At 52.0% G+C, this 13,250-nt stretch carries 9 protein-coding genes; 6 read left to right on the top strand and 3 right to left on the bottom strand.

The annotated features are described in order from the left end of the window. Positions 1-354: 354 nt before the first annotated feature. From M989_RS08995 to M989_RS08975, 5 genes are all read left to right on the top strand, one after another. Positions 355-1,869 (top strand): anion permease, encoded by a 1,515-nt coding sequence (locus M989_RS08995; RefSeq protein WP_209438759.1) that lies wholly within the window; start codon positions 355-357, stop codon positions 1,867-1,869. Positions 1,870-1,925: 56 nt separating this feature from the next. Then, complete coding sequence (gene fumA, locus M989_RS08990; protein WP_064544468.1) at positions 1,926-3,575, top strand: class I fumarate hydratase FumA; 1,650 nt, start codon at positions 1,926-1,928, stop codon at positions 3,573-3,575. Between the two features lie 437 nt (positions 3,576-4,012). Then, the gene (locus M989_RS08985; RefSeq protein ID WP_064544466.1) at positions 4,013-6,544 is read left to right on the top strand and encodes an autotransporter domain-containing protein; all 2,532 of its coding nucleotides are present in this window, start codon (positions 4,013-4,015) and stop codon (positions 6,542-6,544) included. A 193-nt stretch (positions 6,545-6,737) separates the two neighbouring features. Next, positions 6,738-7,640, top strand: a complete 903-nt coding sequence (locus M989_RS08980) for an ROK family protein (protein WP_064544464.1) — start codon at positions 6,738-6,740, stop codon at positions 7,638-7,640. Between the two features lie 17 nt (positions 7,641-7,657). Further along, complete coding sequence (locus tag M989_RS08975; RefSeq protein ID WP_064544462.1) at positions 7,658-8,638, top strand: LacI family DNA-binding transcriptional regulator; 981 nt, start codon at positions 7,658-7,660, stop codon at positions 8,636-8,638. 58 nt (positions 8,639-8,696) lie between these two features. Here the strand turns inward: M989_RS08975 and M989_RS08970 are convergent, their stop codons facing one another. Then, positions 8,697-10,664 (bottom strand): alkyl/aryl-sulfatase, encoded by a 1,968-nt coding sequence (locus M989_RS08970; RefSeq protein WP_425337842.1) that lies wholly within the window; start codon positions 10,662-10,664, stop codon positions 8,697-8,699. Positions 10,665-10,932: 268 nt separating this feature from the next. Between M989_RS08970 and M989_RS08965 the strand changes: the two genes are divergently transcribed. After that, entirely contained in the window at positions 10,933-11,316 is a 384-nt protein-coding gene (locus M989_RS08965) for a hypothetical protein (RefSeq protein WP_064544457.1), read from the top strand. 53 nt (positions 11,317-11,369) lie between these two features. Here M989_RS08965 and M989_RS08960 read toward each other — a convergent pair whose 3' ends face one another. Further along, positions 11,370-11,999, bottom strand: a complete 630-nt coding sequence (locus tag M989_RS08960) for a winged helix-turn-helix transcriptional regulator (protein WP_064544456.1) — start codon at positions 11,997-11,999, stop codon at positions 11,370-11,372. A 181-nt stretch (positions 12,000-12,180) separates the two neighbouring features. Then, positions 12,181-13,083 carry a lipid A hydroxylase LpxO gene (gene lpxO / locus M989_RS08955; RefSeq protein ID WP_064544454.1) on the bottom strand — a complete coding sequence of 301 codons (903 nt, stop codon included), beginning with the start codon at positions 13,081-13,083 and terminating at the stop codon, positions 12,181-12,183. Between the last annotated feature and the right edge of the window lie 167 nt (positions 13,084-13,250).

Here is a 13,250-nt window from a genome sequence, read left to right as displayed (position 1 = left end):
AAACCAATAAAAACAATGATATAAAATTTAATTCAGGAACTAAAAATTTCCTTTATATAATTTTTATCATACTCAACAACCGCCAATAACCTATAATCTTATAGGGTTATTCCGATCGGAAGAAAAATAACACTGCGCTTGTCTTTTTTTGATCGCGATCAATTGTAATTGCCTTCAAAAGAGCATTATATAAATATAAGAATTTTTCACATTGGTGCTAAATAAAATAGCGTCAATGACCCATGCTCAAAATTGCCTGCAACACTTTTGAAAGATAAATAAAGTAAAAAAACTAAAAAAAGCAGAAAGGCAGTTTTTGCGAATCGAATTATTAACTACTTATAGAAGCGTAATATGAACGAGAAATCTGCGACATCGCACTCGCCGACGCCGGTGAGTAAACCGAAAGACGGCAAGAAAAACCGTCTTGTGATGATGGCCCTGCCCATTATCGTGGCCGTGCTATTACTTTTCGTCCCGGTTCCTGACGGGCTTCCACCTTATGCCTGGCACTACTTTGCCATCTTCGTCGGCGTGATCGTTGGCCTTATCTTCGAACCGCTGCCGGGTGCCGTCATTGGTCTGACCGGCGTGGTCGCCATTGCGCTGTGCAGCCAATGGGTACTGTTTAGCCCGGAACAGATGGCTGCCGATAAATTCCATCTGGCGGGCGCCTCCTTTAAATGGGCGGTCAGCGGTTTTGGTAACTCGACCGTGTGGCTGATCTTTGGTGCCTTCATGTTCGCCGCCGGTTACGATAAAACCCGTTTCGGTCGCCGACTGGCGCTGATTCTGGTGAAATATCTCGGTCGCCGTAGCCTGACGCTCGGCTACGCCATTACGCTGGCAGACCTGCTGCTGGCACCGTTTACGCCCTCTAACACCGCGCGCAGCGGCGGGACCATCTACCCGATTATCGCCAACCTGCCGCCGCTGTATGGCTCTAAACCGAACGACCCGAGCGCCCGTAAAATCGGCTCCTACCTGATGTGGGTGGCTATCACCGCGGCCTGTATTACCAGTTCAATGTTCCTCTCAGCTCTCGCCCCTAACCTGCTGGCGCTGGCGCTGGTGAAAAGCATTGTCGGTATCAACATTTCCTGGGGTACCTGGTTTATTGCCTTCCTGCCACTCGGCGTGCTGCTTATCCTCACCATGCCGCTGCTGGCCTACTGGTTCTATCCACCGGAAGTGAAGGTGAACGATGAGGTACCGCTGTGGGCCGCACGTGAGCTGGAAAAACTGGGTAAACTGTCACGCAATGAAATTCTGCTGCTGGTATTCGTCTGCTGCGCGTTGATGATGTGGATCTTCGCTGCGGCTTGGATTGAACCGGCAATGGCCGCCCTGCTGATCATCGGCCTGATGCTGTGGACCGGCGTGCTGGAGTGGAACGATATTACCGGCAACAAAGCGGCCTGGAACACCTTTGTCTGGTTTGCCACCCTCGTGGCGCTGGCCGACGGCCTCTCTTCCACCGGCTTTATCGGCTGGCTGGGTAAAGAAGGCGGTATGCTGATGAGCGGTATCTCTCCGGGCGTGGCGACCATCGTGCTGCTGCTGGCGTTCTATCTGCTGCACTATCTGTTTGCCAGCACCACCGCGCACACCACCGCGCTACTGCCGGCGATGCTCACGATTGCCTCCACGATTCCGGGTATGAATATGGAAGTGTTCGTGCTGCTGATGGTGACCTCGCTGGGCATCATGGGGATCATCACCCCGTACGGCACCGGCCCAAGCCCGATTTACTACGGCAGCGGCTACCTGCCAACCAAAGACTACTGGCGCCTCGGCACCATCTTTGGCGGCATCTTCCTGGTCGCCCTGCTGGTCATCGGCTACCCGTGGATGTCTATGATGTTCTGATTCATAACCGTCGGAGGGCAACCTCCGACGGTTTTATTTTTATGGAGTGAAGAGCTATGTCGAACAAACCGTTTGTCTACCAGGACCCCTTCCCGCTGTCTCATGACAATACCGAATACTATCTGCTGAGCCGCGAGCACGTTTCTGTTGCCCAATTTGACGGTCAGGATGTTCTCAAGGTTGAGCCTGAAGCGTTAACCCTGCTGGCCCAGCAGGCGTTTCACGATGCTGCCTTTATGCTGCGCCCTTCTCATCAGCAACAGGTCGCCGCTATCCTCAGCGACCCGGAAGCCAGTGAAAACGATAAATACGTCGCGCTGCAGTTCCTGCGTAACTCCGATATTGCCGCTAAAGGCGTGCTGCCGACCTGCCAGGACACCGGCACCGCAATCATCATGGGGAAAAAGGGCCAGCGCGTATGGACCGGGGGTGGCGATGAAGCCGCGCTGTCGCAGGGCGTGTATAACACCTATATCTCCGACAACCTGCGCTATTCGCAGAACGCCGCGCTGGACATGTATAAAGAAGTGAACACCGGCACCAACCTGCCGGCGCAGATTGACCTCTACAGCGTGGATGGCGACGAATATAAATTCCTGTGTATCGCCAAAGGCGGCGGTTCCGCGAACAAAACGTATCTGTATCAGGAAACCAAGGCGCTGATCACCCCGGCGAAGCTGAAAAATTACCTGGTTGAGAAGATGCGTACGCTGGGTACAGCGGCCTGCCCGCCGTACCACATTGCTTTTGTTATTGGCGGAACTTCCGCAGAATCGACGCTGAAAACCGTCAAGCTGGCCTCCACTCGCTACTACGATGGTTTGCCGACCGAAGGTAACGAGCACGGTCAAGCGTTTCGCGACGTGAAGCTGGAACAAGAGCTGATGGAAGAAGCCCGTAACCTCGGTCTCGGCGCACAGTTTGGCGGTAAATATTTTGCCCATGATATCCGCGTGATCCGTCTGCCGCGTCACGGCGCATCGTGTCCGATTGGGATGGGCGTCTCCTGCTCTGCCGACCGTAACATTAAGGCTAAAATCAACCGTGACGGCATCTGGATTGAGAAGCTGGAGCACAATCCGGCGCAATATATTCCCGAGGCACTGCGTCAACAGGGTGAAGGCGATGCGGTCAGCATCAACCTCAACCAGCCGATGAGCGAGATTCTGGCTCAATTGTCTGCTCATCCGGTCTCTACCCGTCTGTCGCTGAACGGCACCATTATCGTGGCCCGCGACATTGCGCACGCCAAACTCAAAGAGCGACTGGATAACGGTGAGCCGCTGCCGCAATACGTCAAAGATCACCCCATTTACTATGCTGGCCCGGCAAAAACGCCTGAAGGTTATGCATCCGGCTCCTTAGGCCCAACCACCGCTGGCCGCATGGACTCCTATGTTGACCTGCTGCAGTCTCACGGCGCCAGCATGGTGATGCTGGCGAAAGGTAACCGTAGCCAGCAGGTGACCGACGCCTGTCACAAACACGGTGGCTTCTACCTCGGCAGCATCGGTGGTCCGGCCGCCGTGCTGGCGCAAACCAGCATCAAGAGTCTGGAATGCGTGGCCTACCCGGAACTCGGGATGGAAGCTATCTGGAAAATTGAGGTAGAGAACTTCCCGGCGTTTATTCTGGTCGATGATAAAGGGAATGATTTCTTCCAACAGATACAGAATAAACAGTGTGCAGGCTGTACTCAGCGCTAAATTTGCTCACTCATTCTCACTCAAAGCCCCTCTCGGGGCTTTTTTTTACTTCAGCATAAGCCATTCGGCTTAAATATAAATATCCGTTATTTTGACTCACTTCGATAGTTTTATATTTTTTAATCTCAATGTAACAAAACATGTAAAACAATATAATTAAATGTCAGTGTAAAAAATACATATTTAATTAGTTATCGATCGCTAGTATAACGCCAACCTCTTAATGATCATGAAATAGACGAAAAACGATCATTTTACCCGCTTAAACATTCACGACACAAATTTAACACCGATGCTCTCATATGTTTTTAAAAATACTTTTGTGATCTCTGGCAAAAAGAAAACAATAAACACTATTACATTTATAAAATTAAGACCCCCCTTAAAAGGCATATTATCGCGATGTTTTTTAATATGAATTTCTTAAGGATTTTTAAATGCGCAACAAAACCAAATTAACGCTGTTATCGCAGTGTATTTTTATTTCGCTGGCTTCTTTTTCTGGCTCTGCGCTGGCTGATACCTGTGCCGGTAACGACATTTCTCAGACCTGTGGTTTAACGCCCTACACAGATGGTAACTACTATCAGGATTCAGGTGTTACAAATGCCGTTATCGCGAATGAGACAACCCCGCATGCGGATGTATTTATGGACGGCCATCGTGGCGACAACGATACCCAATCGCTGGTCGTTAATCAGTCCGATATGACCGGTTACTATATCGAGGGGAGTAATGGCGGTACGGCCAACATCACGCTGGAAAATGGCTCAACGGCGGACATGATTGAAGTCGGCACAGTCGGCGCGACAACGAACACCACTGTTACCGTTGACAACTCGACGCTGAATGGTGAAAACAGCAGCGTTGCCTATGATAATAACGGCGATGGTGGCCCAACAGCGGGCGACAAAGACTATATGCACGGCGCAGCCATCTATCTGGATCCGCAGGACGCTGGTGCCCACAACGTTAACATTATCAATGGCAGCCACATATATGGCAGTATTATCAGCGCCGGTCAGGGTGAGCAGAATATCGCCGTCAGCGACAGTACTCTGAAAACTGCGGGTATTTATGCCGGTAGCGCGAAATCAGCAACCACAATTTCACTAACCAACTCCAGCCTTGATGCTGAAGGTAGTGAGATTGCAGAGATGCTTCCACAATATAATGCTGATGCTTCAACAGGCGATGGAAAAGGGTTTGATGATGTCGGCATTGCCGCCTACAGCACCAATACGCTGAATCTTAATATCAATAACAGCGATATTACAGGTGATATCGCTCTATTAAATAACAATAGCAAAACCGCTGCCGCCACAAACGTTAATATAACCAATGGTTCAACCGTTAACGGTGATATCACGCTGAAAGGAAATGCCGACAGCACCATTTACATGGATAACAGTACGGTCAACGGCGATATCAATACCGGTGCTGGCAATGACACCATCACGCTAGCCAACAACTCACAGGTCAACGGCAACGTTAATGGCGGCGACGGTACCAATACTCTTTCTCTTGACGAGAGCAGTGCCATTAGCGGTGATATCAGTAACTTCAGTACGGTAAACACCGCGGGCAACAATGATATCACTACCGATAAAGTCGACAACGATACCACCTGGAACATTGACAACGGTTCAACGCTAACGGCGGACACCACCGGCAATGACGTTCAGGTCAATATGTCGACAGATAGTCAGGCTGAGTTGGGCAATGTTGATGCCAGCGCGGGAGATACCCTGGTCGTCACCAGCACCGCTCTCAGCACCGCTAACCAGCAGAACGTCGAAGTCGCCACCTTCACCACCGCTTCAGGCACCCCAACCGATGCCGTCACCGCCACCTTCGCCAATGGTTCTCAGCAGGTGGAAAGCCGTAGCGGCGCGTATAACTACGAAGATACCTTGACCGAGCAGCAGGTCGCGGCAGCGGGCCTTCAGGATACAACCGGGACCGCCTATAACGTTCTGTTCAGCAGCTCGCGCGGCGAACTGGCCAGCGACGTGCAGGGCATGATTGCCGGTCTGGATGCCGCCAAGCAGGCGGGCCGTATGATCACCGACGATCTGGCGAACCGCCTGACCCAGGTACACCTGCAAAACCTGTTCGGCCACGGCGTCGACGGTGCGCAGGTGTGGGGTGATTTCCTCTACCAGAACGGCGATTACAGCGACGACGTTGACTATAAAGACGTTACCCAGGGCGTACAGGGCGGTGTGGATTGGACCTCACATCTCAACAATGGCGACAGCCTGACCGGCGGTATCGCGCTGGGCTGGACCCGCAGCCGCGATCGCAGCACCAACGGCGGCTGCAACAACTTTAGCGACAGCGTCTACGGCAACTACTACAGCGTGTACGGCGGCTGGCAGCAGTCTCTGCACGACAACCTGTGGGGCATGTTCGTTGACGGTAGCTTCAGCTATGGCGATATGCGCTACTCCACCTCGGCAAACAACGTCAGCAACGCCACTACCGGCATGACCCAGGCGCTGAACGGTTCCTCCGACGGTAATCTGTACACCACCCAGGCTCGCGCCGGCGTCAACGTCGTGCTGCCGGGCGAAACGGTCCTTCAGCCGTACGCTACCCTCGGCTGGGATAAAGCGCAGGAAGACGGCTTCTCTGACCAGGCCATCACCTTCGGCGACAGCCAGGTATCTGAATGGAACACCGGCGTGGGTATGCGGATGACCACCAAACTGGCGGATCTCAATAAAAACGTTGAGCTGTATCCATGGCTGGATGCGCGCTATCAAACCGAGTTTAGCGATAACACCGATATCAAAGCGGCGGACTATCACAACACTAACGGTCATAACGCCACCATGGGTATCTTCGGCGCAGGGATTAATACCACCATCGGTAAAGATTTCTCTCTGAATACCGGCGTGTACTTCGGTACCGGCGATGTGGATAACGATGCCAGCGTCCAGGCAGGCGTAAGTTACCACTTCTAATCTCTCTTCAGGCCCTGAATCACAGGGCCTTTTTCATTGCGTCTTCTTTTATCTACTATACAAAAATCGCCTTACAACGCCTATTTATCGCTTTTCAACGCTATATACGTCACATTTTCTCACATCAATCATTTTGTATAGTAAACAAAAAACCTACACTTTCGCCATCGTTTACCACAACAGGACAGCAACCATGAGATTAGGACTGGATATTGGCGGAACCAAAATAGAGGCGGTGGTATTAAATGACGGCGGTGAAGTGGTTTATCGCCAGCGCTACGCCACGCCAAAACAGCGCTATGAGGATTTCTTTCAAGCCGTGATCGGCGCTATCCATGCAGCCCGCGAAGCCACGCAGCAAAATATCTCCATAGGCCTGGGGATCCCCGGCGCCGTCGCTCGCGATGGCTTAATCAAAAACTCGAACATCCTGGTGCTAAATCAACAGCCGTTTGTTGATCATCTTGAACAACAGCTTGCCATGCCCGTTGCCGTCACCAATGACGCCAACTGCTTCACCTTATCGGAAGCCATCGATGGCGCCGGAAAAGGCTACGGCGTGGTGTTTGGCGTTATCTTAGGCACCGGCTGCGGCGGGGGGTTATGCGTCGACAACCGTTTGATTACCGGGCCAAATGCCTGTGCTGGCGAATGGGGGCACAACGTTCTTCCTCACTATCACCCCCAGAAAGACGGTGACAGCGACGTTTGCTACTGCGGACAGAGCAACTGTATAGAGAGTTTTATCTCAGGAAGCGGCCTGGAACGACAGTATTTTCAGAAATTTAGTAAACATGATAAGGTGCCGGACATTATTACCCAGCTGAACGCAGGCAATACGGCCATTGCCGCCTTGTGGGATCGTTATCAGGATCAGGTCGCGAGAGCGCTGGCCGGGGTGATCAATACCCTTGATCCCGATGCCATTGTGCTTGGCGGCGGCGTGTCAAATATTCCTCAACTGTATACGGGACTACAAGAACGCATTGCACAGTATGTTTTTGGCCGGCAATGCTGTACCCCGGTTATACAGGCGCATCATGGCGACAGTAGCGGTGTGCGCGGTGCGGCGTGGCTGGGTGAACAGCGTCGTTAACACAGAGTGGGAGTGAGATGGCTAAAGCAGTCAGAATACGTGATATTGCCGCCGCATGCGGCGTATCACCCGGTGCGGTTTCACGTGCATTGAAAGGCCAGCCGGGTCTGGGCGAGGAGACGCGGCAGCGCATCATCGCCGCGGCCGAGCAGCAGGGTTACGATTTTTCCCGCCTGCGCAGCGATAAAATAAAACGCGTTCTGTTTTTGCTCCATCGCCAGCATAATATCAACCGTGCGCTGCCCTTCTATTCACCGCTGTTTTTAGCCATTGAGGCCGAATGTCGTGAACAGGGCATCGCCCTGAGTTTTCTGGCAACCGGTCCCGGTGACGCTCTGGCCGAGCAGGTGATGTTGCATCAGCCTGATGCGCTAATCTGCGCCGGTTTTTTTGAGCCAGAGCTGATAGCCATGCTGGAGCAACTTAAGCTGCCGCTGGTGCTGATTGACCTCTGGTCACCGGGCCTGCCGTGCATCAATCCCGACAATATGCAGGGCGGCTACCTCGCCACCCGTCATTTGCTGGATCAGGGGTGTAAGCGCATCGCCTTTCTCGCCAGTACGCTCTCGCACTACAGTATCCGTCAGCGTGAAAAAGGCTACCGGCAGGCCCTGTATGAGGCACGGCTGCTGATGCCACCGGAATACGAGGCTATCGCGCTTCCGCAGGTTGATACCGAACAATCACTAGTGCGGGCCATTCACGAGCTTTTTGACCTCGCCGAGCCGCCTGATGCCATTTTTACCTATAACGATGCCACCGCGCTATTGGTGTTAGCGGTGTGCGCAGAACGCGGGATCCGCGTGCCGCAAGACGTGGCGTTAGTGGGCTTTGATGATATTGAACCGGCGGCATGGTCGCAGCCGCCGTTGACCACGATCGCCGTCGATAAGCAGCGATTGGGCCGCGAAGCGCTGGAGATATTGTTGTCCGGGCAAAGTGAGACGAACGTTCTGCTACCGGTAGAACTGGTGGTACGCGCCAGCTCCGGCGCGTAACAGATTATCGTGAATGCCCGGCGGCGCTCTCACGCCTCGCCCGGGCTTTCCTTAACGCTTAGGGCGTTACCATATTGAACCAGAACTCGAATTTATCCATATAGCCCAGCATCTCGTCCAGCTTCGCATGATTGCCAGTGACACGGACGTCACCCTGCGCTTCCGCCTGCTGCAGCGATTCTTGCTTGAGGATAATTTTGTTTAGGGTCTCGCGGTTAAACGCAATGGTGGCATCCGGGTTGCTGGCCTGAACTTTTGCACTATAGTTCAGCACGCCGTTTTCCAGCTCCAGCTTGTATTTGCCCCCCTCGCTGTCAAGATCGACATTAAACACCGCTTTCGCGTTCGCCGCCTTCTCGCCGTTAATATGCACGGCCAGATAGTCGAAGAACATCTCCGGCGACATCGCCTTGACGGTATCCGGGCTGGCCGTATTCGGCGTAGGCCCTTTTACGACGCCATTACGCAGTTCCTGAGCGCCGGTCAGGTAGAAGTTGCGCCATGGACCTGACTCAGCCTGATAACCCAGCTGCTCCAGCGCATCCGCCTCCAGATTGCGTGCTGCCTGGTTGCTCGGGTCGGCGAAGACGATATGATTGGTGACCTGCGCGACCCAGCGATAGTGCCCCTGCGCGTAGTCCGCTTTAGCTTTTTGCATAATCGCATCGGTGCCGCCCATGTAATCGACGTATTTCTTCGCGGCGTCGGTCGGCGGTAGCTCATCAAGGGTTGCCGGGTTGCCGTTAAACCAGCCGAGATAAAACACGTATGTCGCTTTCACGTCGTGACTCACGGAACCATAATAGCCGCGGCTGGCCCATGAGTTTGCCAGGCCCGGCGGCAGCGTGAAATTGGCGGCGATTTCGTCGCGAGTCAGGCCCTGGTTAGCCATACGCAACGTCTGATCGTTGATATAACGATACATATCACGCTGGCTTTTCATCAGCTTAACGACGTTCTCATTGCCCCAGGTTGGCCAGTGGTGCTGAGCGATAATAATTTTCGCCTTACCGCCCCAGCGATCAATCACATCATTGACATACTTCGACCACGCCAGCGGATCGCGAATTTTCGCGCCGCGCAGAGAATAAGTGTTGTGCAGCGTGTGGGTCACGTCTTCCGCCGCTTCAATCATCCCCTTCTCTTCCACATACCACAGCATTTCTGACGGCGCTTCCGAGCCTGGAGCCATCATAAAATCATAAGTTAAGCCGTCAATGACCTCTTTCTGCCCGGTATGGGTAATGTAATCAGTCGGCTCGATCAGCGTCACGGTCCCTGCAGAAGTGGTGGTTCCCAGACCCGCGCCCACCTGGCCTTTCGCCCCCGGCTTCAGCAGGTTGCCGTACATGTAGCTCGCACGACGACTCATGGCATTCCCGGCCATAATGTTTTCCGAGACGGCTTCCTGCATAAAGCCTGCGGGCGCGTAAACTTTTACCTTACCGGATTTCACGTCGTCCTCATCCACAACGCCACGCACGCCGCCATAGTGATCCACATGGCTGTGGGTATAGATAATCGCCACAACGGGCTTCTTACCGCGATTTTTGTAGTACAGGTCCATTCCCACTTTCGCCGTTTCAGCGGAGACCAGTGGGTCAATAACCGTGATCCCCTCTTTACCTTCCATGATGGTCATATTTGAGAGGTCGAGGTTACGGATCTGGTAGACGCCGTCGGTGACTTCGAACAAGCCGCCAATGTTAATCAGTTGAGACTGACGCCACAGGCTCGGATTCACTGTATCCGGCGCTTTCTCACCCTCTTTAATAAAGTTGTACTGCTGAGGATTCCACACCACGTTGCCCGCAGCGCCCTTAATCAGTTCCTGTGGCAATGGAGCGATAAAACCTTTGTGTGCATTCATAAAGTCGGTCTGGTCAGCGAACGGCAGGGTTTTGTACAGCGCGTCATTGCTCGTTCTGGTCTGTACCGTGGCATCGTTACCCATTTCCTGTGCCATAGCGGGCAGCGAAATCAGGGATGTTGAACACACCCCGGCAATAGCCATACAGCCAACCATTTTATTCAGTTTCATAAAGCCTCTGTTTTTACATTTCGCCGCGCAGGAAAGAAGATACGTAGAGATATACTCGGCGGCAGATGATACTTAACAAAATAACAATGGCGTAAGGCTAGCACCGGCAGAGATACCGATAAAAAGATAACGCGTTTAAATTTAAATTTAGACGTCAAGACGTTGCATTATTTAAAAATGGATAAATCAACACTCGCCGTACTGCTGTGAAAAAAGATAATGAGCAGCATGCTTATTTAATTCATGTAAAATTATGCGTAAACTTTCTCTTATTATATTGCCCTTCTGCCTCATGGCCTGTACTGCAGAATCGCCCGCGGTGCTGAGCAAAATCGACGCAATTCAAATTCCTGTGGTACAAAATGGCTCACCATCGCGTGACGCGACGGCGATGAACTCACTCTATCAGCAGAATAAATCGATTCTCGATAACATGACGTTAAATCTGAAAACGGACTATCTGCTGAATGTGAAAACTGCCGAAATATTTGATGAACACAGTCAGGCACATCAGGTTTATGTGTCTTTGTCAAAACTCGATCAAATACGATTGATGAATCATTTATACCTGAAGGAGCAAAACGTTACCGGGTTGCAGAAGCTTAATGATGTTCTTCGCCCCCTTATCAACGTGTAATTAAATGCCACCGCATCAGGCGGTGGCATTTAATCATTGGGAAGCTCAAGTTATTAAAAACGTTCCGGCAAATTATGGAGTTCCATGAGATAGCCGCCACGTTTAAACGCTATATAGTGACCACTCTTCAATGCGGATAGCACGTTTAATATGCTACTGCGCGACAGGTGCGTACGTTCCTGAATATAATCAAGAATCGATACGCGCATCCGCATCTCTTCCGGCAGTTGGCTCATGTCCAGCAAATGGTTACGAATCACTGAATAGGTCCGCTGCTGCACCACCAGCGCATCACGATAAAAAAGATAGGCCGTATGGTAGGACAGCAGCGCGGCCACGTCTTCCCACACGCCGTGCTCACGAAACAGCTCCATGGCCGTGTTGGCATCAACGCGCAGGATCGTTGACTCGGTTTCAGCACGCAGCAAATGGCCCCGTACGGGTTGGATCATTTCAGCAATACCGAACAGGTGTGGATCGTAAACGGAGACAATCAGCAGCCCGTCGGAAGCCCTGAGAATTGACAGCTCTCCTTGCTGAAATAAGTACAGCTGGGGCTGGTTTTTGTAGGTCCAGGTCATACGCTTTCGCGGCACAACCTTCATTTTTTCGGCAATCGGCTCAAGCAGTGCCGTCAAACGCTGGATACTTTGTTCCGGGCGGATAGGCGGTAAAATATGCATAGAAATACCTGATTAATTCCATTCCATACGATTATAGAGCGCAACAGGATGTCCGTAAAAATTGCACAATTGCGTATTTACGCACATCCAAAACTCTCGGCAAACCGCAACGTTGTTTAAATTTAAACAAAGGAAACGGTCCCCGGCCTATTTTTCACAAACGCCCACCACGCTCGCCGGTTCAAAAGGCTCGCCAGATAAGGGCCGCGATCCCCGCAAACAGCAGCCATTTCACGATGTAGTACACAGCCTTATTCCATTTTTTCAGCCGTTTTCCCACAATACGAATCTGGTAAATATAACGAAAACTCCGATTAATACCGCCGACACGATCGCCGACATCGTTTGGTGCCACCGCAGCACTCATTAAGTGACGCCCCAGCCAGTGGTTTACCTTTTGCGCCCAGCGATAACGCATCGGGCGCTCAATATCGCAAAATAAAATCAGACGGTTCTCACCGCTGGTATTCTCTGCGTAGTGTATGTAGGTTTCATCAAACAGAACGCCCTCGCCATCCCGCCAGCTATAGCGCTGGCCGTCGACCTCAATAAAGCAGCGATCATCATTTGGCGTCAACAGACCAAGATGGAAACGCAGCGATCCCGCGTAAGGATCGCGGTGACGCGGTAAGCGACTACCGTCAGGAAGAGTCGCAAACATAGCCGCCTTCACGGAGGGGATGCTGCGCAACAGCTCAGTGGTTTTTGGGCACAGCGTATTGGCCGAAGGATGCGCCTCCTCATACCATTTCAGGTAGAAACGTTTCCATCCGGTTTTAAAAAACGAGTTGAAACCGGCATCGTTGTATTTTTCCGCCGCTTTAATTTTCTCCATATTTTGCAGACGAATGCCTTCGTCACGGATCGCCTCCCAGTGTTCCTGGAGTACAGCAAGTTCGGGAAACGATTCTGGACGTAAATATGGCGTGTTGTCGACGCGAGAAAAAAGGTACATAAAGCCATTCAGCGGTGCCGTGAATGTCGAATGGTCTGAAAGCTGACGCCAGAAGCGAAACCGAACCTTCCCCCTGAAATGCACGTATAGCACGGAAATAATCATTATCAGCAGAACGATATACTTCATCTTTGCTCACCCGACCATAGGTTATTTAAACGTCACCATCAATCACCGCGGTATCAGAAAATCCGCAGCTCAAAAATCTTAGCAAAGAAAATCTGCCCCGGAGAAAATCGAGGAACAAAATGGCGATAGCCGCCAGCACGTCAGGCAACCTGGTGCGCGAGTGAAGA

Source organism: Kluyvera georgiana ATCC 51603 (assembly GCF_001654985.1).
GTDB classification, from domain to species: domain Bacteria; phylum Pseudomonadota; class Gammaproteobacteria; order Enterobacterales; family Enterobacteriaceae; genus Kluyvera; species Kluyvera georgiana.
This window is presented reverse-complemented; position numbering and strand designations above follow the sequence as displayed.

Excerpts from the sequence above, each read along its gene's own strand:
- M989_RS08995 (WP_209438759.1), top strand. The coding sequence starts at position 355 with ATGAACGAGAAATCTGCGACATCGCACTCGCCGACGCCGGTGAGTAAA.
- M989_RS08960 (WP_064544456.1), bottom strand. The coding sequence starts at position 11,999 with ATGCATATTTTACCGCCTATCCGCCCGGAACAAAGTATCCAGCGTTTG.
- lpxO (WP_064544454.1), bottom strand. The coding sequence starts at position 13,083 with ATGAAGTATATCGTTCTGCTGATAATGATTATTTCCGTGCTATACGTG.
- fumA (WP_064544468.1), top strand. The coding sequence starts at position 1,926 with ATGTCGAACAAACCGTTTGTCTACCAGGACCCCTTCCCGCTGTCTCAT.
- M989_RS08975 (WP_064544462.1), top strand. The coding sequence starts at position 7,658 with ATGGCTAAAGCAGTCAGAATACGTGATATTGCCGCCGCATGCGGCGTA.
- M989_RS08980 (WP_064544464.1), top strand. The coding sequence starts at position 6,738 with ATGAGATTAGGACTGGATATTGGCGGAACCAAAATAGAGGCGGTGGTA.
- M989_RS08965 (WP_064544457.1), top strand. The coding sequence starts at position 10,933 with ATGCGTAAACTTTCTCTTATTATATTGCCCTTCTGCCTCATGGCCTGT.
- M989_RS08970 (WP_425337842.1), bottom strand. The coding sequence starts at position 10,664 with ATGGTTGGCTGTATGGCTATTGCCGGGGTGTGTTCAACATCCCTGATT.
- M989_RS08985 (WP_064544466.1), top strand. The coding sequence starts at position 4,013 with ATGCGCAACAAAACCAAATTAACGCTGTTATCGCAGTGTATTTTTATT.